Here is a 24,657-nt window from a genome sequence, read left to right on the forward strand (position 1 = left end):
GAAGCCGATCTCCCTAGGCTGACCCCCATGCTGACGCCACCCGCCTACACCCTCGTCGCCACGGACCTGGACGGCACGCTCCTGCGTCCCGACGACACCGTGAGCCCCCGCTCCCGGGCCGCCCTCGCCCGCGCCGCCTCCGCCGGCGCGCGGCATCTGATCGTCACGGGCCGCCCGGTGCCGGGCATACGCGGCCTGCTCGCGGACCTGGGCTACGAAGGCCCCGTGGTCTGCGGGCAGGGCACACAGGTGTACGACGCCGGGTCGGCCCGCATGCTGAGTTCGGTGACGCTCGACCGGGAGCTGGCCGACACCGCGCTCGGCAAGATCGAGGCAGAGGTCGGGCCGGTCTTCGCCGCGGTCGACCAGGACGGCACCGAGGGCCGGACCCTGATCGAGCCGGGCTACCGCATGCCGCATCCCTCACTCCCCGCCCGGCGGACGGAGCGCCGCAGCGAGCTGTGGGCGGCACCGATCATCAAGGTCCTGGTGCGTCACGCGGAGCTGACGGACGACGAGCTGGCCGCTGCGGCCCGTGGGGTCGTGGGGAATCTGGCGACCGTCACGATGGCGGGGCCGGGCACGGTGGAACTGGCGCCGTTCGGAGTGGACAAGGGAACCGGGCTCGCGCTGGCGGCCGAGGTGCTGGGCTGCGACACCGCCGACGCGGTGGCGTTCGGCGACATGCCCAACGACCTGCCGATGTTCCGTCGCGTTGGCCACCGCGTGGCGATGGCCAACGCCCACGTCGAACTGAGGGCAGCCGCGGACGAGGTGACCCTGTCGAACGAGGACGACGGCGTCGCGGCTGTCCTGGAGCGGCTGTTCCGCTGAGGGGCTGTTCCTCTGAGGGGCTGTTCCGTTGAGCGGTCGGCCCACTGAGCGGCTGGTCCACTGGGCGGCTGCGCGACCGAGCAACCTTCCCCCGGTTCCATGCGCGTGCATATAATGCGGACGCAGGTAACAGTCGCATGCAGTCAACCGGGGGTCCATCATGGCCACGCGCAGCTTCCTCTTCCTGCTCGGCAGCAGCCGCGCCGACGGCAACACCGAGACGCTGGCCCGGCTCGCCGCCGAGCAGCTCCCGGCGGGTGCCGAGCAGCGCTGGTTGCACCTGCGGGACCTGCCGCTGCCGGACTTCGAGGACATGAGGCACGCCGACGGCGAACACCTGCCCCCGGACGGGCACGCCGCGACCCTGCTGGAGGCCACGCTCGCCGCCACCGATGTCGTCATCGCCTCACCGCTGTACTGGTACTCGGTCTCCACCTCCACCAAGCGCTACCTGGACCACTGGTCGGGCTGGCTGAGGGTGCCCGGCGTCGACTTCAAGCGGCGGATGGGCGGCAAGACCCTGTGGGGCGTCACGGCACTCGCGGACTCGGATCCGGCGGTCGCCGAGCCGCTGACGGGGACGCTGAGGATCTCCGGTCAGTACCTGGGGATGCGGTGGGGCGGGGTGCTGCTGGGCAACGGCAGCAAGCCCGGTGACGTCCTGTCGGACACCGCGGCGGTGACCCGGGCCAAGACCTTCTTCAGCTGACGCGATCCGGCCCGGGACCCTCGGGTTCCGGACCCTCGGGGCCGGGACCGTCCACCCCCGGCCCACCGGTCTGCTCCACCCCGGCGCCCAGCGACCGCAGGACATGGGCCACCAGTGCGACGACCGTCGCGTCGTCCTGAGCCGGCTTGCGCAGCACGTGGCGGTAGTAGACGGGGCCGTAGAGCATTTCCACGGCCAGCGGCAGATCGGCGCCCGCCGGGATCTGGCCCTGTTCCTGGGCACTGCGCAGCCGCCCCACGGCTCGCTCGACCCGCGGGTCGACCAGCTGTTCCCTGACCGCCGCCGCGAGGGCGTCGTCATGGTGCATCTCGGAGAGGATTCCGGCGTAGGCGGGGCCGTACGGCGGTGAGGACAGCAGCTTCACCGCGCTGTTGATGTGGGTCCGGAGGTCGGCGGCGATGTCACCGGTGTCGACGAACGGTGTCGCACCGACGAGCGCCTCGGTGAAGGCTTCGAGGAGCACCGCGCCCTTTGACGGCCACCAGCGGTAGATCGTCTTCTTGCTCACCCCGGCGCGGGCGGCGATGGCCTCGACGGTGACCCGTCCGTACCCCTTCTCCGTGCACAGCTCCAGAGCCGCGTCCAGAGTCGCCCGTCGTGATCGCTCGCTGCGGCGCAGGGAACTCGGCGATGTGATCATTCGGTGAGCATAGGGGGATTCGGCCCACTGCTTGTTGACAGCCCGTCGCCAGAAGTCGAACAATGACCTGGAAGAAACGGAACGTACCGTGTCGTGACGTTCCGTGCTTCTTACCGTTCGTGCCGTTTGCGCCGCGACGAGCCGATCGGGGGACGGCTCGACCGGCCGACGGCGCGGACGGTCCCCGGTGAGCCGCCTTCAGACAGTGATGTCCTTCGTGGTGAAACGCGCCCAGGCAGCAGAGCCGAACACCGCCGCGTACGCCGCCTGCAGCCCGAGGTTCCTGGCCGTCTCGTCCCAGTAGACCGGGTCGCGCAGCAGGTCCGTGAAGGACATCCAGTAGTGCGGGAAGAGATACGGGTGGATCCCGTCCAGCTGCGGCATCGCATCCAGGATCTGCACGGTGATCAGTACCCCCACGGTGGCCGCCATCGCCGCGATCCCGCTGTTGGTGAGCGTCGAGACGAACAGGCCGAGCGCCGCGAATCCCGTCAGGGACACCGCCACCGCCACCGCGATCAGGCCGGCCCGCACGAGTCCTTCGCCGAAGCCGATCCGGGTCCCCGAGATCGTCGTGACCTCTCCGACGGGGAAGAGCAGCGCACCGACCGCGAGCGCCGATGCCGCCACGACCAGCGTCGCGACCAGGCAGAACACCAGCACCGACGCGTACTTGGCGAGCAGCAGCCGGGTCCGGCCCGCCGGGGCGACCAGAAGGTAGCGCAGGGTGCCGCCGCTCGCCTCACCCGCGACGGAGTCGCCTGCGACGACCCCGACCGCCATCGGGAGGAAGACGGGGAGCGTCGCGGACAGGGCCGCGAAGACCAGGAAGAGGCCGTTGTTGGTGACCTGGGCGAGGAACGCCGGTCCACCGCCGCCGTCGGGGCCCGCCGAGGAGCCGTCGCCCGTCTCGATCCTCACGGCGATCCCGATGAGCACGGGTACGGCGGCCAGCACACCGAGCAGGGCGAGGGTGCGCCAGCGGCGCAGTGTGGTGGTGAGTTCGGAGCGCAGGATCCCCAGCGTCCACAGGGGGCGCGGTGTGCGGGGTGCGGCCGCCGTGGTGAGTTCAGCCTGCGACATCGAATCCCTCTCCGGTGAGTGCGACGAAGGCGTCCTCGAGCGAGGCCCGTTCGACGCCGAAGGACCGTACGCGGACTCCGCCGCGCACCAGGGCGGCGTTGAGGTCCGCCAGTTCGACCTCGCCCGGTGGCGCGTCCGCGGTGACCCGGTCCCCGTCGCTCAGGAGGCCCTTCGCCCCGTGCTCCCGGAGGATGCGGGCGGCGGCGCCCGGGTCGGGGGTGGTGACGGAGAGCCTGCCGCGGGTGCCCGCCGCGAGTTCGGCGACGGGGCCCTGTGTGAGGAGCCGCCCGCGGGCCATCACCGCGGCGTGCGTGCAGACCTGTTCGATCTCGTCGAGCAGGTGGGAGGAGAGGAAGACGGTGGTGCCCTCGGCCGCGAGTTCGCGGATCAGGGAGCGGATCTCGCGCATGCCCTGCGGATCGAGACCGTTGGTCGGCTCGTCCAGGACGAGGAGCCTGCGCGGCCGGAGCAGCGCGGCGGCGAGCCCGAGGCGCTGCTTCATGCCGAGCGAGTACGCCTTGGCCTTCTTGCCGGCCGCGGCGCCGAGGCCGACCCGGTCCAGGGCGCCGTCGACGCGGGCGCGGCGGGTGCGCGGATCGGCCGACGGGTCGACGGAGTCGTACCGCCGGAGGTTGTCGCGGCCGCTCAGGAACCCGTACGGCGCGGGCCCTTCGATCAGTGCGCCGACCTGCGGGAGCACGGTGCGGGAGGCCGTGGGCATGGGTCTGCCGAGGACCTGTGCGGTGCCCGACGTCGGGTCGATGAGGCCCATGAGCATCCGGATGGTGGTGGTCTTGCCCGAACCGTTGGGGCCGAGGAAGCCGAAGACGCTGCCGCCGGGGACGCTGAGGTCGAGCCCGTCCACCGCCAGTTGGCCGCCGCGGTAACGCTTGGTGAGGCCACGGGTCTCGATCACGGGGGCCGGCCCCGGTCCCGCACCCGCCTCCACCGTCCCGGCCGCTGTGTCGGTCATGCGCACTCCCGGTCCCTTCCCACTCGCCACCGTGGGGCTGCCGTCCGTGAAACGGGCCGCCCCGCCGTACGGAGCGTACGGCGGGGCGGCTCGCAGGGCGTGTACTACTTTGCGGTGTTGGCGGCCTTCACCAGCGCGTCCTTGGTGACCGCGCCGACGTAGACCTTGCCGTCGTCCGTCACCAGGGCGTTGACCAGGCGCGTCTTGAAGACCGTGCCGGAGCCGAAGTCTCCGGTGACCTTGTCGCCGAGTGCGTCCAGGAACTGCATGGCCCCCTCCGGTACGTCACCGGATCCGGAGCCCTCCGTGGGAAGCCCCGCGAGGCCCGCGCCGCCGGGGGTGTCGATCACGGCGACGGCGTTCCAGCCCTCGCCGATGACGTTGAGGCCCTTGAAGTCCTCCAGTGCCGCGAGGTCCTCCGGAACCTTGTCCGCCTTGGCGTTCTTCTCCGCCTCGGCCTGCAGCTCGTCGGCCTCGGTCACCTTCGCGCCCTTGGGCGGGGTGAAGGAGAAGGAGGACGCGTCGGGCTTGTCGAAGTCGACCTTCGTGAAACCGGCGTCGATCGCGGCCTTGCCGCCGCTGCTCGGCGACAGGGTGAACTTCAGCGGTACGCCGTTCTCGGCGTCCACCGCGATCCTGATGGAGCCGATGGTCGAACCGGACTGCTTGGGCTTGATCAGCAGCTGGTACGCGTCGCGCCCCGCCACCTGTGCCGTGCCGTCGACCGTGACCGACGTGGTGTCACCCGCGGCGGCGAGTGCTTCCTCGGCCAGCTCCTTCGGCGTGGCCGGGACGCCGCCGGGCGCCTTGTGCTCCTTGGCCTTCCCGCCCGCACGGTCGCTCTGCCCGGCCTGCGCGTGGTACGCCTCGTCGGACTTGCTGTCGTACGCCCAGACATCGTCCCCGTTGTGGACGATGCTGTACTCGGAGGCCTCGCCGAGGATCGACAGGCGCTGCTTGTCGGGCCCGTCGGCCGCCACCCGCAGCGTGTGCGTCCCGGAGGCGAGCTCCATCAGCTTGGCTTCGGGCGCGGCGCTCGATGAGCCGTTCCCCTTGTCCGTTCCGGTCGCGCCCTGGGCGAAGGAGTCCGCGAGCCCGCCGAGGGACGGGATGCCGAGGTCCGTGCTGACCTTCACCGTGCCGGAGAGCTGCTCCTCGTCCGATGCGGCGATCTTCTCGATGAGTTCCTGCGCGGTGATCTTCGGCAGCTCCGGGTCCCCGGAGCTCGCGAGCGCCGGGACGAGTCCGATCGTCGCCGCGGCCACCCCCGCCACTGCGACGGGAACGATGTAGCGTGCGGCCTTCCTGCGGCCCACGACAGTGCCCGTGGCCTCGCCGTTGGTCTCTGCGCTGTCGTTCGGTGCCATGTGTGCCCTACCTCCGTGGTCGGCGGCTTCCGTCCGGTTGCACTCCGTCCACTCCCTGCCGCCATTCTCACCCGATGTGGTCAGGAGTGGTTGTTCTCCATCTGACCAAATCGGGCGGCAACATGCGTCAGCCCGCGGGAGCAACTGCGCCTACCCCTCCGGTATGACACCGAGGGGTCCGGGGTCCGCCATCCAGTAGGGGATGGGCCGGTCCGGCGTCAGCCCGCGCGGTGCACCACGGCGTCGCACAGCTCTTCGAGGGCGGCCTTCGCGTAGCACTCGGGCAGCGGTGCCAGGGTCGCCCGCGCCTCCTGGGCGTAGCGGATGGTGTCCCGCCGCGCCTGCTCCAGCGCGGGGTGGGCGCGCAGCCTGCGCAGCGCCTCCGCGAGCCGGTCGTCGTCGCCGAGGTCGCCGTCCAGGAGCGCGACGAGTTCCAGGTCGTCCGGCTTTCCGTCGGCCGCCGCCTGCGCGCGCAGATGGAGTACCGGGAGGGTGGGGATGCCTTCGCGCAGGTCCGTGCCGGGCGTCTTGCCCGACTCGTGGGAGTCGGAGGCGATGTCGAGTACGTCGTCGGCGAGCTGGAAGGCGATGCCGAGCCGCTCCCCGTACTGGGTGAGGATGTCGACGACCGATTCGTCCGCGCCGGCCATCATGGCGCCGAACCGCCCGGACACGGCGACCAGCGAGCCGGTCTTGCCGCCGAGCACGTCCATGTAGTGGTCGACCGGGTCGCGGCCGTCGCGCGGGCCCGCTGTCTCCAGGATCTGGCCGGTGACGAGCCGTTCGAACGCCTCCGCCTGGATGCGTACGGCCTCGGGTCCGAGGTCGGCCAGGATGTGCGAGGCGCGGGCGAAGAGGAAGTCACCCGTCAGGACGGCGACGGAGTTGCCCCAGCGGGTGTTCGCGCTGTCCACCCCGCGGCGTACGTCCGCCTCGTCCATCACGTCGTCGTGGTACAGCGTCGCCAGGTGCGTCAGTTCGACGACCACGGCCGAGGGAACGACCCCCGGCGCGTCCGGGTCACCGAACTGGGACGCCAGCATCACCAGCAGCGGACGGAACCGCTTGCCCCCCGCGCTCACGAGGTGCTGCGCGGCCTCCGTGATGAACGGGACCTCGCTCTTGGTGGCATCCAGCAGCCCCGCCTCGACAGCGGCCAAACCGGTCTGGACATCGGCCTCAAGAGCCTGGTCCCGCACGCGCAGTCCGAACGGCCCGACGACGGTCACGAGGGGATCTCCTGTCTGCTGACGATCACACGGAATGTCGATGTGTCGCTGTCCTCACTCAACTCAGCGTATCCGGTCGCCTTTGGATCAACGTGGGCGCCTTCCCGCCATCGCCGGTATGTTCGGGATCAGGTCATACGATCAGGAGTTGCCGCTTTGTCCCACACCGCGACCGACGTCGAGCCGGCCCAGCCGCCGCCCGGGGACGACCACGCCTCGTCGGGCCATTCGCGGGGCCTCATGACCCTGTCCGGGCTCGATGTGCGGGAGCGGTTCTCGTACCCGGACGCAGGCCGTCCCGGTCCTCTTCTTCGCCGGCACGGTCGCGACCGGCGCCATGGGCACGGCCCTTGCGCTGTCCGGGTGGCCGGCCACGGCCCGCTTCGTCGACGTACTCACCCCGGTGCCGGTGATCACGCCCGTCGGGTACGTCGTGGGGAGGTTCCGGAGCCCCAGGGTGCCTCCCGGGGAGCGCGGGCCCGGCGACATCCTGCTGGAGGCATCCGGTACGTCCCCCACCACGTCCGGGCGCAGGTCGTGAAGCTGTACGGCGAGGTCTCCCACCCCGCCCACGTCGGTGTCAATGGCGCAATCGCGGTGGCGGCCTGTATGGCCGTCCTCGCCGCCGCTCCTGGCTCGAGCGCACCATGCACCCCGTCCACCGAGGTACCGCCATGCAGATCCGCACCGAATTCCCGTACGAGACGGCCCACGAGGACCTCTACATCCCGCTGTCGGACGGCACCGAGCTGTACGCGCGGATCTGGCGGCCGGTCACCGACGAACCGGTGCCCGCGCTGCTGGAGTACCTGCCCTACCGGCTGAGCGACTGGACGGCCCCGCGCGACTGGCAGCGCCACCCCTGGTACGCGGGCCACGGCTACGCCTCCGTACGGGTCGACGTGCGCGGGCACGGCAACAGCGAGGGCATGCCGGGCGACGAGTACGACGCGCAGGAGCTCGCCGACGGGGTGGCCGTCGTGCACTGGCTCGCCCGGCAGGAGTGGTGCTCGGGCCGGGTCGGCATGTTCGGCATCTCCTGGGGCGGCTCCAACTCCCTCCAGATCGCCGCACTGGCCCCGGAGCCCCTGAAGGCGATCGTCACCGTCTGCTCGGCCGACGACCGCTACGACAACGACGTCCACTACATGGGCGGCTCCGTCCTCGGCGTCGACATGCACGCCTGGGCCGCCACCATGCTGGCCTTCGCCTGCCGTCCGCCCGACCCGGCGGACGTCGGTGACGACTGGAGGGACATGTGGCTGAAGCGGCTGGAGGCCGTCGACCCGTTCATCCATACGTGGCTGGCGCACCAGACCCGCGACGACTACTGGAAGCACGGCAGCGTCTGCGAGGACTACGGCGCCGTCGAGGCCCACGTCCTCGCGGTGGGCGGCTGGCACGACCCGTACCGCGACACCGTCCTGCGACTCGTCGAGCACCTGGACCCGGCGAAGGTGCGCGGGCTGATCGGCCCCTGGTCGCACCAGTACCCGGACCGGGGGCTGCCTCCGGGGCCCGCGATCGGCTTTTTGCAGGAGACCCTGCGCTGGTGGGACCAGCACCTCAAGGACAAGGACACCGGGGTGATGAACGAGCCCCTGCTGCGGTCCTGGATCAGCGGTTCGCACCCTCCCGCGACGGTCTACGAGACACTGCCCGGCCGCTGGGTCGGCGACGCGGACTGGCCGTCGGAGAACGTCTCGCCGGTGGCGTACGCCCTCCAGGGCGGCCCGCAGACCGTCCGCTCGCCGCAGCAGACCGGGATGGACGCGGGCCGGTTCTTCCCCTTCGGCAACGACGCCGACCTGCCGCCCGACCAGCGGGGTGAGGACGCCAGGTCGGTGTGCTTCGAGTTCCCCGTCGTGGAGGCTCCCATCGAGATCCTCGGCCGGCCCCGGGTGAGGCTCCGCATCCGGATGGACGTGCCGCGCGGCCAGGCGGTCGCCCGGCTCTGCGACGTGGCCCCGGACGGCGCCTCGACCCTGGTGACGCGGGGCGTGCTGAACCTGGCGGCGCGCCACGGGCGCGACCGGTCGGAGGACTGGCCCGTCGGGGAGACCGAGGACGTGACCTTCGAGCTGAACGGCATCGGGCACACCTTCCCGCCCGGCCACCGGATCAGGCTCGCCGTCTCGTCCTCGTACTGGCCGTGGATCTGGCCACAGGCCGGCTCGGACGGATTCACGCTCGACGCGGACGGCAGCCTCGTCGAACTCCCGGTGCGCAGGCACACCGAGGACCCGGCGATCAGCTTCGGCGAACCGGAGCAGTCGGAGCCGCTCGGTGTCGTCCTTCCGGTCACGCTCGACGAGGAGCGCCCGGAGCGTCTGATGGTCCGCGACGTGGCCAAGGGCGAATGGCGGCTGGAGGTCGACCCGCGCTACGGCGGTACGCGTGTCTACCCGGACGGGCTGGAGTACACCGAGGACGCGGTCGAGACGTACACGATCCGCGAGGACGACCCGCTCTCGGCCGCCGCTCGTTCGGACTGGAAGATCCGGCTGCACCGGCCGGAGATGTCCTGGGACGTGAGGATCGAGTCGCGTTCGGAGACGAGTGCGGACGACGACGACTTCATCACGTCCGACGAGGTGGTGTGCAGGGACGGCGACGAGATCGTCTTCCACCGGACCTGGGAGAAGAGGATCCCGCGCACGGCGGGATGAAGGCGACGGCCATACGGGAGTACGACGGAACTTTCCGGGCATTACGCATAGTTGAGACACTGCCGCCGGGTGCCGCCGCCGACGTAACGTGTCCCCCAAGCGACCTGGAAAGCGAGGCAGCAACAGATGCCCGAGAGCAGCCCGCTCGATCTGGCCGAGGGCGACCCCTTCGGTCCGCACAACCTTCCGTACGGAGTGTTCTCCACCCCCGAACACCCGGACGACCGCAGGGTCGGCGTCCGCATCGGCGCCCATGTGCTGGACGCCGGAGCAGCCGCGCACGCGCTCGGCTCCCCGTACGCCCAGCTGCTGGCCAGGCCCAGCCTGATGCCGCTCCTCGCGGCGGGCCGCACCGCGTGGCGGGACGTGCGCCGCGCGCTCACCGCCTGGGTGACGGTCCCGGCGCACCGCCCGGACATAGAGCCCCTGCTCCATCCGGTGGACGCGGTGACGATGCACCTGCCGTACGAGGTCGCGGACTACGTCGACTTCTACGCCAGCGAGCACCACGCCACCAACGTCGGGCGGATCTTCCGGCCCGACGGCGTGGCCCTCACCCCCAACTGGAAGCACCTGCCGATCGGTTACCACGGGCGGGCGGGCACGGTCGTCGTCTCCGGTACGGAGGTGGTGCGCCCCTCCGGGCAGCGCAAGGCACCCACCGACCCGGCCCCCGTCTTCGGGCCTTCGGTGAAGCTGGACATCGAGGCCGAGGTCGGTTTCGTCGTCGGAGTCCCCTCCCGGCAGGGAACCCCGGTCGCGCTCGCCGACTTCCGCGAGCACGTGTTCGGTCTCTGCCTGCTCAACGACTGGTCGGCGCGGGACATCCAGGCCTGGGAGTACGTGCCGCTCGGCCCGTTCCTCGGCAAGTCCTTCGCCACCTCCGTATCGGCGTGGGTGACCCCGCTGGAGGCCCTGGACGCGGCCCGGACCGCCCCGCCCGCCCGGGACTTCGAGCTGCTCCCCTACCTGGACGACGCGGACGACGAGGAGCCGGGCGGCTTCGACATCCGGATCTCGGTCGCGATCAACGGACAGCCGGTCTCCGAACCGCCGTTCTCCTCCATGTACTGGACGGCGGCGCAGCAGCTGGCGCAGATGACGGTGAACGGCGCCTCGCTGCGCACGGGTGACCTGTACGGCTCCGGAACCGTCAGCGGCGCCGAGCCCGGCGAGCGCGGCTCCCTGCTCGAACTCACCTGGAACGGCCGCGATCCGCTGGACCTGCCCGAGGGCAAGCGGACGTTCCTGGAGGACGGCGACACGGTCACCATGACCGCGTGGGCCCCCGGGCCGCACGGCACGCGCGTCGGCCTCGGCGAGGTCATCGGCCGGATCGTCCCCGCGGCATGACCGACCGGCCGACGCTCCCCGAGGAGCTGTTGCTGCTCGCGCTGGACCCCGTGCGCGGCAAGCCCCTGTGCCGGTGGAGGTACCTGGAGTACGGCCTGGCCGGGGCCGTACTGGCAGAGCTGGAGCTCCAGGGACGGATCACCGAGGAGCGAGGCCGGGTGCACGTGGCGAATCCGCTGGACCCGCCGGACCCGCTGCTCGCGGTGTTCCTGCGCAGCCTGCCGGCACCGGCCAAGAGCCGGTTCCGCGGAGGCGTGTCGGCCAGGGGCTGGGTCCGGCACGCGGGGCGGCAGGCCCAGGGCCTCTACCTCGACGCGCTGGTGCAGCGCGGCCTCCTGCGCAGGGAGACCCGCCGCTTCCTCGGCCTCCTGCCCTACCACCGCCACCTCCCCGGCCACGGAGGCCTGTCGGCACACATACGGGAGCACTTCGCGGCGGCCGGCGGGGCGGGCTTCTCCGACCGCCGCGACAGGCTGCTGGCGGCTGTCGCCGCGGCGGTCGAGCTGCCGTCGGCGGTCGGGCAGGGCGACCGGCGGACCCGTTCGGCCATGCGGGCACTGGCCCGCCAGGAGTGGCCGGCCCTGGCGGTGCACCGCAACGTGAGCCAGGACAAGGCCGGCCAGAACGGCGGCGGAGGCGTCGGCGGGGGCGGCGGAGGGGACAGGAGCGGAGGCGTCGGCGGGGGCGGCGGCGGAAGCGGCGACTGACACCTGCCCGGGTGTCCGAGGGGTGGTCGACAGGCGCCTCCACTGTCCGAGGGGTGGTCGTCCCGGGTGGCAGATCTTCGCCGTCCGGGCGGAAACCCGCTGGTCAAGGCTCCGCAGCCTGAGGGCGGAAGTGGCGCAACACTGCGGCAACACCACCGCGGGGGCCCCGTCGGTATGGTCCAGCGCATGCCAGCCGATCGCATCCGTGAGCACACCGTGCCCGTCGCCGCCGCCCGCCGGCGCCGGCTGCGCGCGGACCATGCCCGGCTGCTGGCCGACCTGCTGCGCCACCAAGTGCGCACCGGGGGCTTCCCCGGTGGCGTACTGCCGTTCGAGGACACCATCGGCGCCGACTACCGCGTCTCCCGCAACACCGTCCGTCAGGCCCTCGACCTGCTGCGTGCCGAGGGTCTGGTGGAACGCCAGCCGGGTGTCGGCACCGTCGTCGTCAGTGAGAAGTACCCGCACGGCCTGGACCGGCTCCAGGGTCTGGCCGAGACCCTGCACGAGCACGGCCGGGTCACCAACGAGGTCCGTACCGTCGGACCCGTGGCCGCCCCCGGACCCGTCGCGCGGCGGCTCGGGATCGCCGAGCACACCGACGTCCTCTACATCGAGCGGCGCCGGCTGCTGAACGGGCTGCCGCTGTCCCTCGACCTCACGTACATCCCCATGGACATCGGCGCCGGGCTGCTCGGCTGCGACCTGGAGAACACCGATGTCTTCCGGCTCCTGGAATCCCTGACAGGCCGCGCTCTCGGGACCGCCGAGATCACTCTGGAGGCCGTCAACGCCGACGCGCACTCCGCCGCCGTCCTGGAGACCCCGCACGGCGCCGCCGTCCTGATGCTGGAACGCCTCACCCATCTCCGTGACGGGCGGCCCGTGGACCTGGAGTTCATCCGGTTCCGCGGTGACCGCATCAGCATGAGCGGCCTGTTGCACAGGTCGGACTGAGACCCCTCCCTCCCCTCTTTCCTGGAGACCGCCATGCCTCTGGCGCCCCAGCGGGCCGACGTGCCCGTGACCATCGACGAGTCGAAGTGCATCGACGGCTGCACCCTCTGCGTCGACATGTGTCCTCTCGACTCCCTGGCCATCAACCCGGACAGCGGCAAGGCATTCATGCACGTCGACGAGTGCTGGTACTGCGGCCCGTGCGCGGCCCGGTGTCCCACCGACGCGGTCACGGTCAACATGCCCTACCTCCTCCGGTGAAAGGCCCTTCCTCCCATGCGACGCACGGCAATCCGCGCCGGCGCCCTGCTCACCGCCGCGACTCTCGTCCCGCTCACCGCGGGCTGCGGCGGCGAAGCGAGCGCGGGTGACAGCGACACGGTCACGGTGACCGTCGGCTATCAGTCCAGGACCATCAACACCGTCACCGCGGGCACCCTCCTGCGCTCGCTCGGCTACTTCGAGGAGGAGCTGCGGGCCCGCGGCGAACGGGACGGCGTCACGTACAAGGTGAAGTGGCAGGACTACGCGACCGGCGCGCCGATCACCGCGCAGATGACCGCCGGAAAGATCGACATCGGTTCGATGGGCGACTTCCCGCTGCTGATCAACGCCGCCCGCGGCAAGCAGCTCAACCGCCCGACCAAACTCGTCTCGGTCACCGGGTACAACCTTCGTGGTGGCCTCAACACCGTGGTGACCGGGCCCGGTTCGGACCTCGACTCGCTCGATGACCTGCGCGGCAAGAAGGTCTCCACGAGTGTCGGGTCGGCCGCCGACGGAACGCTCGTCCGCGCCCTCCAACAGGCAGGACTCGATCCCGAGAAGGACATCCGCAAGCTCAACCAGCAGCCTGCCGTGGGCGCTTCGGCGCTCCAGGCCGGCAGCGCGGAGGCCCTCTCGCAGTTCGTCGCCTGGCCCGGGCTGCTGGCCTTCCAGGGCCGGGCGAAGGCCCTCTACGACGGGGCGGAACTGAATCTTCCGACCTTCCACGGGGTCACCGTCCGTGAGGAGTTCGCGAAGAAGCGGCCCGCCGTGCTGGAGGACTTCCTGCGGGCGCAGGGCCGGGCCACCGACTACCTGCACGAGCACCCGGTCGCGTCGTCCGAGTCGGTCGCGAAGGCCACCGGCCTGCCGGCCGAGGTCGTGCACCTCTACAACGGCTCCCAGGGCATCGCGACGTTCGACACCACCGTGAAACCCGCCCTGGTCGCGGCGCTCAAGAAGGACGTCCCCGTGCTGCGCTCGGCGAAGCTGGTCGGCGACGTGGACGTGGACGCCTTCGTCGACGAGCAGTACGTGAAGCGGGTGTACGGCTCCGCCTACGCGAAGGCGCGGGCGGCCGGTCCGCCCGCCGCGCGCGGTGGCGAGGTCTGGCTGAAGGGCAAGGACGCCACGTCGGCGTTCGCCACCCCCGTCGAGGTCCTGCGGTACGCCGCCGCGCACCCGGGGCAGGTCCGCGCCGCGTACGTGCCCGACGCGAGGACCGGCACGCTGTGGTTCGCCGACCGGGCGGTCTGGGTGTCGGACGGCGCCGGACTGCGGCCGTACGTCACCGGATCCGCGGCCCGCGCCGATGTCGCCGCGCACCCCGGCGCCCGGATCGTTCCGTACGCCACCGCGCTCGACTGGGCCCGCGTCTCATGAGCGGCCGGTGGTCGATCGTGCTGCGGGCCCTGTCGCTGGTGGCCGCCCTGGGCATCTGGCAGCTGCTGACCGCCTTCGACATCAATCTGTGGCTGCGCTTCGAGCAGTTCCCGACGGTGACCGACGTGGCGCGCGCCTTCGGCGACCGGCTCGGCAACGACGCGTACTGGCAGGACCTCACCGACAGCCTGACCCGGATCGTCACCGGCTTCGCCCTGGCCGCCGTCCTGGGCATCACGGTCGGCACGGCCGTCGCCCGCTCCCGGCTGGCCTCCGACCTGCTGGGCCCGGTCCTCGAAGTGATCCGTCCGGTCCCGGCCATCGCGCTGGTGCCGGTGGCGATCCTGCTCTTCCCCAGCAACGAGCAGGGGATCGTCTTCATCACGTGCACCGCGGCGTTCTTCCCGGTCATGGTCTCCACCCGGCACGCGGTGCGCGCGCTCACCCCGGTGTGGGAGGAGGCCGTCCTGACGATGGGCGGCGGCCGGTGGCGGATCCTCGGCTCCGTCGTCCTGCCCGGCGCGCTCCCCGGCATCCTGGGCGGGCTCTCCGTCGGCATCGGGGTGTCGTGGATCTGCGTGATCTCCGCCGAGATGATCTCCGGCGAGTACGGGGTGGGGTACCGCACCTGGCAGGACTACACGGTCGTCGACTACCCGGGCGTCTTCGTCGGCATGGCCACGATCGGCCTGCTCGGCTGGATCACCTCGACGGCCGTGGAACTGCTCGGCCGCCGGCTCACACGGTGGCTGCCGCGTACGGAGAACCACCGGCCGCCGTCCCCCGTACGGCACCGGCCCCGTCCCGTGTCCCCGGCGGCCGCGCCCGCCCCCCTCGCGAAGGAGCGGGTGCACCCATGACCACCACCACGTCCCCGGGCGTCCGGCTCACCCTGCGCGGCGCCGTGCTCGGCCGGGCCGGGGCACCCGTCCTCGACGGCATCGATCTCGATGTCGTACCCGGTGAGATCCTCGCCGTCGTCGGCCCGTCCGGCTGCGGCAAGTCCACGCTCCTGCGCACCCTCGCCGGCCTGCTGCCCGTGCTCGGCGGCGAGGTGACCCAGGACGGCGAGCCGGTCACCGCGCCGCACGCCGAGCGGGCCCTCGTCTTCCAGGACGACGCGCTGCTGCCGTGGCGCACGGTGCGCGCCAATGTCGAACTGCCCCTCGCCATCCGGGGCGTGGCCCGCTCCGAGCGCAGGCACCGGGCCGAGTCCTGGCTGGCCCGGGTCGGCCTGGAGGACCACGGGGCGAAGCTTCCGCACCGCGTCTCGGGCGGCCAGCGCCAGCGTGTGCAGCTGGCCCGCGCGCTGGCGGCCGACCCGCGCGCGGTCCTGATGGACGAGCCCTTCGGCGCGCTGGACGCCCAGACCAGGGCCGGGATGCAGCAGCTGCTCGTCGACGTCCTGCACGGCACGGGCGCCACGGTCGTCTTCGTCACGCACGACGTGGACGAGGCGCTGTTCCTCGGCGACCGGGTGGCGCTGCTGCCCACCGGGCGCGTCCTGGACGTACCGCGTCCGCGTGAACGCGCCGCGCATTCCGACCCGGCGACCGTCGCGCTGCGCCGCGAGGTCCTCGAATCGCTCACTCCCGCTCACTGAAAGGCATGACCGTGCAGATCCCCGCCCTCGCCGACGCCGAGGAACTCTCCTGCGACGTACTGGTCGTCGGGGGCGGCACGGCCGGCACCATGGCGGCCCTCACCGCCGCCGAGCACGGCGCGTCCGTCGTGCTGCTGGAGAAGGCGCACGTGCGGCACTCGGGCGCCCTCGCCATGGGGATGGACGGCGTCAACAACGCCGTGATCCCGGGCCGGGCCGAACCCGACGACTACGTCGCCGAGATCACCCGCGCCAACGACGGCATCGTCGACCAGTCCACCGTCCGCCGGACCGCGGAGCTCGGCTTCCCGATGGTGCAGCGGCTGGAGTCGTACGGGGTGAAGTTCGAGAAGGACGAGCACGGGGAGTACGCCGTCCGCCAGGTGCACCGCTCCGGTGCGTACGTGCTGCCGATGCCCGAGGGCAAGGACGTCAAGAAGGTCCTCTACCGGCAATTGCGGCGCCGCGAGATGCGGGAGCGGATCCGGATCGAGAACCGGGTGATGCCGGTCCGGATCCTCACCGGTGACGACGGCAGGGCGATCGGGGCGGCGGGCTTCAACACCCGTACGGGAGCGTTCGTCACGGTCCGCGCCGGGGCCGTCGTCCTGGCCACCGGGCCGTGCGGACGGCTCGGACTGCCGGCGTCCGGCTACCTCTACGGGACGTACGAGAACCCGACCAACGCCGGCGACGGCTATGCCATGGCGTACCACGCGGGCGCCGAGCTGACCGGCATCGAGTGCTTCCAGATCAACCCGCTGATCAAGGACTACAACGGTCCGGCCTGCGCCTACGTCGCCAATCCGTTCGGCGGCTACCAGGTGAACCGGCACGGCGAACGGTTCGTCGACTCCGACTACTGGTCGGGGCAGATGATGGCCGAGTTCGCGGCGGAGGTCGCCTCCGACCGGGGGCCGGTGTACCTGAAGCTGAGCCACCTCCCCGAGGAGTCCGTCAGCGCGCTGGAGGACATCCTGCACACCACGGAACGGCCCACGCGCGGCACGTTCCACGCGAACCGGGGCCATGACTACCGCACCCACGACATCGAGATGCACATCTCCGAGATCGGTCTGTGCGGCGGCCATTCGGCCTCCGGCGTCCGGGTCGACGACCACGCGCGTACGACGGTGCCGCGCCTCTACGCCGCCGGGGACCTGGCCTGCGTCCCGCACAACTACATGATCGGCGCGTTCGTCTTCGGTGACCTCGCGGGCGCCGACGCCTCGCAGTTCACGGCGTACGAGGGCGAACTGCCCGCCGAGCAGCTGCGCGAGGCCCATGAGCTGATCTACCGGCCGCTGCTCAACCCGGAGGGTCCGCCGCAGCCCCAGGTCGAGTACAAGCTGCGCCGCTTCGTGAACGACTACGTGGCCCCGCCCAAGTCGGGGGCGCGCCTCTCGCTCGCGCTGGAGGCGTTCGAGCGGATGCGGACCGACATCGCGGAGATGGGCGCGACGACCCCGCACGAGCTGATGCGGTGCGCCGAGGTGAGCTTCATCCGGGACTGCGCGGAGATGGCGGCGCGCTCCTCGCTGGCCCGGACGGAGTCCCGCTGGGGCCTGTACCACGAGCGTACGGACCATCCCGAGCGTGACGACGCGGACTGGTTCCACCACCTGGACCTGCGCAAGTCCGCTTCGGGGGCGATGGAGTTCACGGCCAGGCCGGTGGCTCCCTACCTCGTGCCGGTGGAAGGTTTCGCCCCGGTGGGCGGGCCCTCGCGCGAGATCGGCGAGGTGGCGGCGGAGCAGGTCGCCACGGCGGGACGGCGGGACGTGGCCCCGTCGTCCGGCTCCCGGACGGCGGCGGAGCCGTCGCCCGCTGCCGCTGCCCCCGTACCGTCCGGCCCGTCCCCCCGCATCCTGGAACTCCTCGCGCTCGCCGACGACCAGCCGGACCTGCCGGTCCTCGCCCCGTACCTGGCCGACGCGGACCCGGCGGTCCGGCGGGCGGCCGTGGCCGCGCTCACCGAGTCGACGCCGCAGGGCGCGGGTCCCGCGCTGGCCGGGACGCTCGCCGACCCGGCGCCGTCGGTGCGGGCGGCGGCCGCCGCCTCCCTGCGGGAGCTGGTCGAGGTGCTGCCGGCCGAACCGGCCCTGCGCGCACCGCTGGTGACGGCCCTGGGCTCGGACGACCCGGTCGTACGGTCCACCGCGCTCGACACCCTGCGGGCGCTGCGGCTGGGGGACGCGGACCTGTACGCGCGCACGCTCGGCGACCCGGTCATCGACGTGCGGCTGCACACCGTCCGCGCGCTCGTCTCGGTGGACGCGGTCCAGGCCCTGGCGGCAGCCGCGGCCGATCCGTCCCGCGAGGTCCGGGTGGCCGTGGCGAAGGGGCTGGCCGCCACGCACTCCCCCGCCCCGGAGCCGCTCACCCCGCTGCTGGCGGACGGGGACGCGCTGGTCCGCGCCGCCGCCCTGGCCGCGCTCGCGGCGACGGGGTGCCCCGCGCCGTACGCCGCGAGGGCGGTCACGGCCCTGGGGGACCCTGCGTGGCAGGTCCGGGCGGGGGCGGCGACGGCGCTCTCCTCGGCGGCCCCGGATGCCGCGGTCGCCCCGCTGGCCGGGGCCCTGGGCGACCCGAACGCCGACGTGCGGAAGGCGGCGGTGCTGGCGCTGCTCCACCACACGGCCCACGACGCGGCCCGGGAGGCCCTGGCCGGAGTCCTCACCGACCCGGACGCGGACGTGCGCGCGTACGCGGCGAGGGGGGCGGTGGTCAACGACGCGTGAGTCGCTCACATGTTTGGTCGGCCTTGATCGGTTCCCGCCGGATACGCTGGACCGACCGCGAGACTGCTTCGTATAGGAGCACTGATGAGCATCGAACCCGAGGCACCCGAGCCGCGGTGGGCGGTTCCGCCCGTGGGCGGATGGACCGCCGATGACCTGGACACGCTTCCGAATCTGCCTCCGCATACGGAGCTGATCGACGGGAGCCTCGTTTTCGTGGGTCCGCAGACCGTTTTCCATGAGCGTGCGATCGACTACCTGAAGTGGCAGCTGCAGTCGCTCGCACCGCTCGACCTGGAAGTCTTTCGCGAATTCACCATCGACGTCGACTTCCAGAACCGGCCTGAGCCCGATGTTGTCGTCGTGCATGCGGAGGCGGTCGAGAGTCTGCGGCAGACGCGTTTCCCCTCGCACAGTGTGGTGCTGGCCGTCGAGGTCGTGTCCGACGAGTCCGTCACCCGTGACCGGGAGACCAAGCCCGTGAAGTACGCGCGGGCGAAGATTCCGCACTACTGGCGGGTGGAGAACCAGGACGGCCGAGCAGTCGTGTACGTCTTCGAGCTGGAACCCGCCACCGGCGCGTACACCTCCACCGGGATCTTCCACGACAGGATGAAGGTCTCCGCGCCCTTCCCCGTCGATCTCGACCTGACCGCGATCGTCACACGCCGCCGGGCGACGCCGGAGTAGACCCGTCGCCGCCCGTCACCCGCTCACTCGAACTCGGGCGGTTCCTCGTCCCAGCCGAAGTGCGTGTCCGTGTCCTGCTCCGCCCGTGCGGCCCGCACCGGTCGCGTCGGCTCGGCGGTCCGCGCGGCTTCCGGCCGCGGCGCGACCACGGCGGGCCGGCTCGCCGGTTCCGGCGCGGCGGGGGCAGGGTCCGCGTCGGCGGCGGCCGGCCCCGTGTCTCCCAGCCCGGCCAGCACCTCCAGGACGCCCTCGCCGTACGTCGCCAGCTTCTTCTCGCCCAGGCCGCTGATCCCGCCCAGCTCCGCGAGCGAACCGGGACGGAGCGCGGCGATCTCCCGCAGCGTCGCGTCGTGGAAGATCACGTACGCCGGGAGGCCCAGCTCCTTGGCCTGGGCGCCGCGCCAGGCGCGCAGCGCCTCGAAGACCGGGACGGCCTCGGCCGGCAGGTCCACCACGGCGGCGGCCGACTTGCCCTTGCGCTCGCCCCTCGCCGACTTGGCCGTCGGCTTCTTCGGCTCCTTGCGCAGCAGTACCTCACGCTCCCGGCCGAGCACCGAACCGCTCTCCTCGGTCAGCACGAGCGTGCCGTACTCGCCCTCGACGGCGAGCAGGCCCTGGGCCAGCAGCTGGCGCACCACACCACGCCACTCCGCCTCGGCCAGCTCCTCACCGATCCCGAAGACCGAGAGCTGGTCGTGGTCGAACTGGATGATCTTCGCGGTCTTGCGGCCCAGCAGGATGTCGATGATCTGGCCGGCCCCGAACTTCTGCCCGCGCTCCCGCTTCAGCCGGACCACGGTGGACAGCAGCTTCTGCGCGACCACCGTGCCGTCCCAGGTCTCGGGCGGGGTGAGGCAGGTGTCGCAGTTGCCGCAGCTCTCGGAGCCTGGCTCCTGGCCGAAGTACGTCAGGAGCTGGGCGCGGCGGCACTGGACGGTCTCGCACAGCGCCAGCATCGAGTCGAGGTGCGCCGCGGCCCGGCGCCGGAACGCCTCGTCGCCCTCGCCGCCCTGGATCAGCTTGCGCTGCTGGACGACGTCCTGGAGGCCGTACGCCATCCAGGCCGTGGAGGGCGCACCGTCACGGCCCGCGCGTCCTGTCTCCTGGTAGTAGCCCTCGACGGACTTCGGCAGATCGAGGTGGGCGACGAAGCGCACGTCGGGCTTGTCGATGCCCATGCCGAAGGCGATGGTCGCGACGACGACCAGGCCCTCCTCCCGCAGGAAGCGCGACTGGTGCTCGGCGCGCATCGACGCGTCCAGGCCCGCGTGGTACGGCACGGCCTCGATGCCGTTGCGGCAGAGGTACTCGGCGGTCTTCTCCGTCGAATTGCGCGAGAGGCAGTAGACGATGCCCGCGTCCCCGGGGTGCTCCTCCTTGAGGAAGGTGAGCAGCTGCTTCTTCGGGTCGGACTTCCCCACGACGCGGTACTGGATGTTGGGCCGGTCGAAGCTGGCCACGAAGTGCCTGGCCTCGGGCATGCCCAGGCGCTGGGTGATCTCCTGGTGCGTGGCGTCGGTCGCCGTGGCCGTCAGCGCGATGCGCGGGACGTCGGGCCAGCGCTCGCCCAGGACGGACAGGGCCAGGTAGTCCGGGCGGAAGTCGTGGCCCCACTGGGCGACGCAGTGCGCCTCGTCGATCGCGAAGACGGAGATCTCACCGCGGGCGAGCAGCGAGAGGGTGGAGTCCAGGCGCAGCCGCTCCGGGGCCAGGTACAGCAGGTCGAGCTCGCCCGCCAGGAACTGGGCCTCCATCGAACGGCGCTCGTCGAAGTCCTGCGTGGAGTTCATGAAACCGGCGCGGACACCGAGCGCACGCAGGGCGTCCACCTGGTCCTGCATGAGCGCGATCAGCGGAGAGACCACGACGCCGGTACCCGGCCTGACCAGGGCGGGAATCTGGTAGCAGAGGGACTTGCCGCCGCCGGTGGGCATGAGCACGACCGCGTCGCCACCGGCGACCACATGGTCGATCACCGCACCCTGCTCGCCGCGGAACGCCTCGTACCCGAACACCCGGTGCAGCGTCTGCTGCGCGGCGCTCTCGGTCGTCACACTCATCGTTCCCGTCCGCCCGTCCGTGCCGTCCGTATCTCTGTCCAACCGTCCACAGCAACCATAGGCGCCGCATACGACAACGCCGGACGGGCTTGACTTCCAGGGCCCGTCCGGCGTTGTCGCAGCGCTTCCCACGCGGTTACCGCACGAAGACTCCCGCCTGGCTCGCCAGGTCCAGGAAGTACTGCGGGGCCAGGCCGAGCACCAGGGTGACCGCGACGCCGACCGCGATCGTCGTCATCGTCAGCGGCGACGGGACGGCGACCGTGGGGCCGTCGGCCTTCGGCTCGCTGAAGAACATCAGGACGATGACGCGGATGTAGAAGAACGCGGCGATGGCCGACGAGATCACACCGACCACGACCAGGCCGCCCGCGCCGTTGTCCGCCGCCGCCTTGAAGACGGCGAACTTGCCGGAGAAGCCCGACGTGAGCGGGATACCGGCGAAGGACAGCAGGAACACGGCGAAGACCGCCGCGGTCAGCGGCGAGCGCCGGCCGAGTCCGGCCCACTGCGACAGGTGCGTCGCCTCGCCCCCCGCGTCGCGCACCAGGGTGACGACGGCGAAGGCGCCGACGGTCACGAAGGAGTAGACGCCGAGGTAGAAGAGGACCGAGGAGATGCCCTCCGGACTGGCCGCGATGACACCCGCGAGGATGAAGCCCGCGTGCGCGATCGAGGAGTAGGCCAGCAGCCGCTTGATGTCGGTCTGGGTGATCGCGACGATCGCCCCGCCCAGCATCGTGACGATCGCGACGCCCCACATGACGGGGCGCAGGTCCCAGGTGAGACCTGGCAGCACCACGTACAGCAGGCGCAGCAGGGCACCGAAGGCGGCGACCTTCGTCGCGGCGGCCATGAAGCCCGTGACCGGGGTCGGCGCACCCTGGTAGACGTCCGGGGTCCACATGTGGAACGGGACGGCGCCGACCTTGAACAGCAGGCCCATGAGGATCATCGCGCCGCCGATCAGCAGCAGCACGTCGTTGCCCATCGTGTCGGCGAGCGCCGGGTCGATCTCCTGGACGGTGCCGTCCACGACGTTCGCGATACCGGCGTACGAGACGGTTCCCGCGTATCCGTAGAGCAGGGCGATCCCGAAGAGCAGGAACGCCGAGGAGAAGGCCCCGAGCAGGAAGTACTTCACCGCGGCCTCCTGCGACATCAGCCGCTTGCGGCGGGCGACGGCGCACAGGAGGTAGAGCGGGAGGGAGAAGACCTCGAGCGCGATGAAGAGGGTCAGCAGGTCGTTGGCCGCCGGGAAGACCAGCATGCCTGCGACGGAGAACAGGACCAGCGGGAAGACCTCGGTCGTGGTGAACCCGGCCTTGACCGCGGCCTTCTCGCCGTCACTGCCGGGGACCGAACCGGCCTGCGCGGCGAAGGAGTCCACGCGGTTGCCGTGGGAGGCGGGGTCCAGGCGCCGCTCGGCGAAGGTGAAGACGGAGACCATCGAGACGAGCAGGATGGTGCCCTGCAGGAACAGCGCGGGACCGTCGACGGCGACGGCGCCCATCGCGGCGATCTGCGCGTTCTTCCCCGCGTACCCGTCGGCCGCGAGCCCCAGCACCGCGGCGAACGCGGCACCGAGGGCGACGACCGTCAGGAAGACCTGTGTGGTGTAACGGGCCCTGCGCGGGACGAACGCCTCCACCAGGACGCCCAGGACGGCCACGCCGATCACGATCAGGACGGGCGCCAGTTGGGCGTACTCGATGGTCGGCGCGGTGAACTTGTCGCCGGCGGCAGCCGTTGTCACCCCGCCGCCCGCCGTCGTCCACAGGCCGTGGACAGCTGTTGCGCTCACTTGGCGGCCTCCACCTCGGGCTGGGGGTCCTTCTTCTGTACGTCGTGCATGGTGTGCTGCACCGCCGGGTTGACCACGTCCGTGAGCGGCTTCGGGAAGACACCCAGGAAGATCAGCAGGGCGATCAGCGGCAGGGCGACCGCCAGTTCACGGACCCTGAGGTCCGGCATGTTCCGGACCGCCTCCGTGACCGGTCCCGTCATCGTCCGCTGGTAGAGGACGAGGACGTAGAGCGCGGCGAGGACGATGCCGACGGTCGCGATGATGCCGACCACCGGGTACGCGCTGAACGCGCCGACCAGGACGAGGAACTCACTGACGAACGGGGCGAGGCCGGGCAGCGAGAGCGTGGCGAGACCGCCGATGAGGAACGTTCCCGCCAGCACCGGTGCCACCTTCTGCACCCCGCCGTAGTCGGCGATGAGCCGCGAACCGCGCCGCGTGATCAGGAATCCGGCGACCAGCATCAGCGCGGCCGTCGAGAGCCCGTGGTTGACCATGTAGAGCGTGGCACCCGACTGGCCCTGGCTCGTCATCGCGAAGATGCCGAGCACGATGAAGCCGAAGTGCGAGATCGACGCGTAGGCGATGAGCCGCTTGATGTCGCGCTGGCCGACGGCGAGCAGCGCGCCGTAGATGATGGAGATCAGCGCCAGGACGAGAATCACCGGCGTCGCCCACTTGCTGGCCTCCGGGAACAGCTGGAGGCAGAAGCGGAGCATCGCGAAGGTGCCGACCTTGTCGACGACCGCGGTGATCAGGACGGCCACCGGGGTGGTCGCCTCGCCCATGGCGTTGGGCAGCCAGGTGTGCAGCGGCCACAGCGGGGCCTTCACCGCGAAGGCGAAGAAGAAGCCGAGGAACAGCCACCGCTCGGTGCTGCTCGCCATCTCCAGCGAGCCGTTGGCCCGGGCCTCGGCGATCTCGGAGAGCGAGAAGCTCCCCGCGACCACGTAGAGCCCGATGACGGCGGCCAGCATGATGAGCCCGCCGGCCAGGTTGTAGAGGAGGAACTTCACGGCCGCGTAGCTGCGTTGCGTCGCCGCGTTCTCGTCGCTGCCCGTGTGCGCCCGGTCCCCGAAGCCGCCGATGAGGAAGTACATCGGGATGAGCATGGCTTCGAAGAGGATGTAGAAGAGGAAGACGTCGGTGGCCTCGAAGGAGAGGATCACCATCGCTTCGACCATCAGGATGAGGGCGAAGAAGCCCTGGGTGGGCCTCCAGCGGGAGGACTTCGTCTCCAGGGGGTCGGCGTCGTGCCAGCCGGCCAGGATGACGAAGGGGATCAGCAGCGCGGTGAGCGCGAGGAGCGCCACCCCGATGCCGTCGACGCCCAGCTCGTACCGGACGCCGAAGTCCTTGATCCAGGCGTGCGATTCGGTCAGCTGGTAGCGGTCACCGCCCGGTTCGAAGCGGGCGAACACGATGCCCGCGAGGACGAGCGTGCCGAGCGAGACGATCAGCGCGAGCCATTTGGCCGCGGTGCGCTGTGCGGCGGGGACGGCGGCGGTGGCGATCGCACCGATCGCCGGGAGTGCCGCCGTCGCTGTCAGGAGGGGAAAGGACATGT

At 71.5% G+C, this 24,657-nt stretch carries 21 protein-coding genes; 13 read left to right on the forward strand and 8 right to left on the reverse strand.

Translation table 11 applies throughout. The features are described from left to right. Nucleotides 1–27: 27 nt before the first annotated feature. Together ACFW9O_RS04065 and ACFW9O_RS04070 are read left to right on the forward strand one after the other, a co-directional pair. On the forward strand, nt 28–834 hold the full coding sequence (locus ACFW9O_RS04065) for an HAD family hydrolase (protein ID WP_384604699.1): 807 nt from the start codon (nt 28–30) through the stop codon (nt 832–834). Nucleotides 835–994: 160 nt separating this feature from the next. Beyond that, the gene (locus ACFW9O_RS04070) at nt 995–1,543 is read left to right on the forward strand and encodes a flavodoxin family protein (protein ID WP_384604701.1); all 549 of its coding nucleotides are present in this window, start codon (nt 995–997) and stop codon (nt 1,541–1,543) included. On the opposite strand, the gene ACFW9O_RS04075 is transcribed toward ACFW9O_RS04070, so the two are convergent. The 5 genes from ACFW9O_RS04075 to ACFW9O_RS04095 form a co-directional block, all read right to left on the reverse strand. Further along, entirely contained in the window at nt 1,536–2,204 is a 669-nt protein-coding gene (locus ACFW9O_RS04075; RefSeq protein WP_384604703.1) for a TetR/AcrR family transcriptional regulator, read from the reverse strand. The genes ACFW9O_RS04070 and ACFW9O_RS04075 overlap by 8 nt on opposite strands. A gap of 198 nt (nt 2,205–2,402) precedes the next feature. Beyond that, complete coding sequence (locus ACFW9O_RS04080) at nt 2,403–3,287, reverse strand: ABC transporter permease (RefSeq protein WP_384604706.1); 885 nt, start codon at nt 3,285–3,287, stop codon at nt 2,403–2,405. Continuing rightward, nucleotides 3,274–4,260: an ABC transporter ATP-binding protein gene (locus ACFW9O_RS04085; protein WP_384604709.1), complete on the reverse strand. Its 987-nt coding sequence runs from the start codon at nt 4,258–4,260 to the stop codon at nt 3,274–3,276. The genes ACFW9O_RS04080 and ACFW9O_RS04085 overlap by 14 nt, the downstream gene beginning before the upstream one ends. Before the next feature lie 104 nt (nt 4,261–4,364). Then, the gene (locus tag ACFW9O_RS04090) at nt 4,365–5,627 is read right to left on the reverse strand and encodes an outer membrane lipoprotein carrier protein LolA (RefSeq protein ID WP_384604712.1); all 1,263 of its coding nucleotides are present in this window, start codon (nt 5,625–5,627) and stop codon (nt 4,365–4,367) included. A gap of 218 nt (nt 5,628–5,845) precedes the next feature. Next, the gene (locus ACFW9O_RS04095) at nt 5,846–6,856 is read right to left on the reverse strand and encodes a polyprenyl synthetase family protein (protein ID WP_329208425.1); all 1,011 of its coding nucleotides are present in this window, start codon (nt 6,854–6,856) and stop codon (nt 5,846–5,848) included. A 337-nt stretch (nt 6,857–7,193) separates the two neighbouring features. Between ACFW9O_RS04095 and ACFW9O_RS04100 the strand changes: the two genes are divergently transcribed. The 11 genes from ACFW9O_RS04100 (at nt 7,194) to ACFW9O_RS04150 (ending at nt 19,223) form a co-directional block, all read left to right on the forward strand. After that, nucleotides 7,194–7,397: a hypothetical protein gene (locus ACFW9O_RS04100; RefSeq protein WP_384604715.1), complete on the forward strand. Its 204-nt coding sequence runs from the start codon at nt 7,194–7,196 to the stop codon at nt 7,395–7,397. A 133-nt stretch (nt 7,398–7,530) separates the two neighbouring features. Continuing rightward, nucleotides 7,531–9,525 carry a CocE/NonD family hydrolase gene (locus ACFW9O_RS04105; RefSeq protein ID WP_384604718.1) on the forward strand — a complete coding sequence of 665 codons (1,995 nt, stop codon included), beginning with the start codon at nt 7,531–7,533 and terminating at the stop codon, nt 9,523–9,525. 126 nt (nt 9,526–9,651) lie between these two features. Next, entirely contained in the window at nt 9,652–10,878 is a 1,227-nt protein-coding gene (fahA, locus tag ACFW9O_RS04110; protein ID WP_384604721.1) for a fumarylacetoacetase, read from the forward strand. Then, a complete protein-coding gene (locus ACFW9O_RS04115; protein ID WP_384604724.1) occupies nt 10,875–11,585 on the forward strand; it encodes a GPP34 family phosphoprotein in 711 nt (236 codons plus the stop codon). Before fahA ends, ACFW9O_RS04115 begins: the two co-directional genes overlap by 4 nt. Nucleotides 11,586–11,771: 186 nt before the next feature. Next, nucleotides 11,772–12,542, forward strand: coding sequence for a GntR family transcriptional regulator (locus ACFW9O_RS04120; protein ID WP_384604727.1), 771 nt, complete (start codon nt 11,772–11,774; stop codon nt 12,540–12,542). Nucleotides 12,543–12,575: 33 nt separating this feature from the next. After that, entirely contained in the window at nt 12,576–12,803 is a 228-nt protein-coding gene (locus ACFW9O_RS04125) for a ferredoxin family protein (protein ID WP_266533934.1), read from the forward strand. A 15-nt stretch (nt 12,804–12,818) separates the two neighbouring features. Then, the gene (locus ACFW9O_RS04130) at nt 12,819–14,189 is read left to right on the forward strand and encodes an ABC transporter substrate-binding protein (protein WP_384604731.1); all 1,371 of its coding nucleotides are present in this window, start codon (nt 12,819–12,821) and stop codon (nt 14,187–14,189) included. Further along, nucleotides 14,186–15,049: an ABC transporter permease gene (locus ACFW9O_RS04135; protein ID WP_384604734.1), complete on the forward strand. Its 864-nt coding sequence runs from the start codon at nt 14,186–14,188 to the stop codon at nt 15,047–15,049. Before ACFW9O_RS04130 ends, ACFW9O_RS04135 begins: the two co-directional genes overlap by 4 nt. Beyond that, nucleotides 15,046–15,792 (forward strand): ABC transporter ATP-binding protein, encoded by a 747-nt coding sequence (locus tag ACFW9O_RS04140; protein ID WP_384604738.1) that lies wholly within the window; start codon nt 15,046–15,048, stop codon nt 15,790–15,792. Before ACFW9O_RS04135 ends, ACFW9O_RS04140 begins: the two co-directional genes overlap by 4 nt. Before the next feature lie 5 nt (nt 15,793–15,797). Then, nucleotides 15,798–18,533 (forward strand): fumarate reductase/succinate dehydrogenase flavoprotein subunit, encoded by a 2,736-nt coding sequence (locus ACFW9O_RS04145; protein WP_384604741.1) that lies wholly within the window; start codon nt 15,798–15,800, stop codon nt 18,531–18,533. 84 nt (nt 18,534–18,617) lie between these two features. Then, nucleotides 18,618–19,223, forward strand: coding sequence for a Uma2 family endonuclease (locus ACFW9O_RS04150; RefSeq protein ID WP_384604744.1), 606 nt, complete (start codon nt 18,618–18,620; stop codon nt 19,221–19,223). 23 nt (nt 19,224–19,246) lie between these two features. Here ACFW9O_RS04150 and recQ read toward each other — a convergent pair whose 3' ends face one another. The 3 genes from recQ to ACFW9O_RS04165 all read right to left on the reverse strand — a co-directional run bounded on the left by recQ (nt 19,247) and on the right by ACFW9O_RS04165 (nt 24,655). Continuing rightward, nucleotides 19,247–21,283, reverse strand: a complete 2,037-nt coding sequence (recQ, locus tag ACFW9O_RS04155; RefSeq protein WP_351165216.1) for a DNA helicase RecQ — start codon at nt 21,281–21,283, stop codon at nt 19,247–19,249. Nucleotides 21,284–21,419: 136 nt separating this feature from the next. Next, complete coding sequence (gene nuoN, locus ACFW9O_RS04160; RefSeq protein WP_384604748.1) at nt 21,420–23,087, reverse strand: NADH-quinone oxidoreductase subunit NuoN; 1,668 nt, start codon at nt 23,085–23,087, stop codon at nt 21,420–21,422. After that, nucleotides 23,084–24,655, reverse strand: a complete 1,572-nt coding sequence (locus ACFW9O_RS04165; RefSeq protein ID WP_384604751.1) for an NADH-quinone oxidoreductase subunit M — start codon at nt 24,653–24,655, stop codon at nt 23,084–23,086. The genes nuoN and ACFW9O_RS04165 overlap by 4 nt, the downstream gene beginning before the upstream one ends. Between the last annotated feature and the right edge of the window lie 2 nt (nt 24,656–24,657).

The sequence above is a fragment of the Streptomyces sp. NPDC059499 genome (genome assembly GCF_042749285.1).
Taxonomy (GTDB): Bacteria; Actinomycetota; Actinomycetes; order Streptomycetales; family Streptomycetaceae; genus Streptomyces.